The sequence below is a fragment of the Psychrobacter sp. 1Y4 genome (assembly GCF_051847555.1).
The window spans coordinates 1-698 of record NZ_JBPYDE010000572.1 but is presented as its reverse complement, the minus strand read 5'-3'; the positions used below and the strand labels follow the sequence as shown (position 1 = coordinate 698).

1 protein-coding gene is annotated in these 698 nt (G+C 49.9%); it reads right to left on the bottom strand.

The genetic code is table 11. From position 1 onward, the window contains the following. Positions 1-698 (bottom strand): FtsX-like permease family protein (locus ACS8FC_RS17630; RefSeq protein ID WP_439297744.1); only part of this gene is annotated, 698 nt, incomplete at both ends.

The following is a 698-nucleotide window of genomic DNA, read 5'->3' as shown; positions in this document are numbered from 1 at the left end:
CGGGATCAAGTTTTGCCGCATTGCGCGCAGGCAAGAAGCCGAAGATAACGCCAATCAATGTCGAGCAAACAAACGCGGCAATAATAGATGTCGGTGAATAGATAACTTGAAAGCTGTCGCCGCCCACACGATTGATCAATTCACCAATGGCGAAGGCCAGTCCAATCCCAAGTAAACCGCCCAAGATACAAACTAAGACTGCCTCAATCAAGAACTGCTGCATGATATCGCTTTGGCGCGCACCAACGGCCATACGCACGCCAATCTCATTGGTACGCTCAGTAACAGACACCAGCATGATATTCATCACGCCAATACCGCCGACGACTAAGGAGATGATGGCAATGGATGAGATAAGTAAAGTCATGGCAGTCGTCGTTGACTCAATCGTCTGGCGAATAGAGTCTGAATTACGTATGCGAAAGTCATCAGTACCGTGACGGCTTATCATCAATTGCGAGATAGCAGACTCAGCAGCGGAAGAAGAGATATTGTCATCAATCAGTGCCACAAAGCTTTCGATGTTCGAGCCGCCCTTGATGCGCGACATCATCGTGGTATAGGGCATATAGAGCGTCGGTGTGTCGACACTGGGGCCAAAACCACCATCATTAGGTGCAAGAACACCGATCACACGTCCAGGTACGCTACCGATGAGCAGCACTTCGCCGATGGGGTTGGCATTGTCCGGAAAAAAG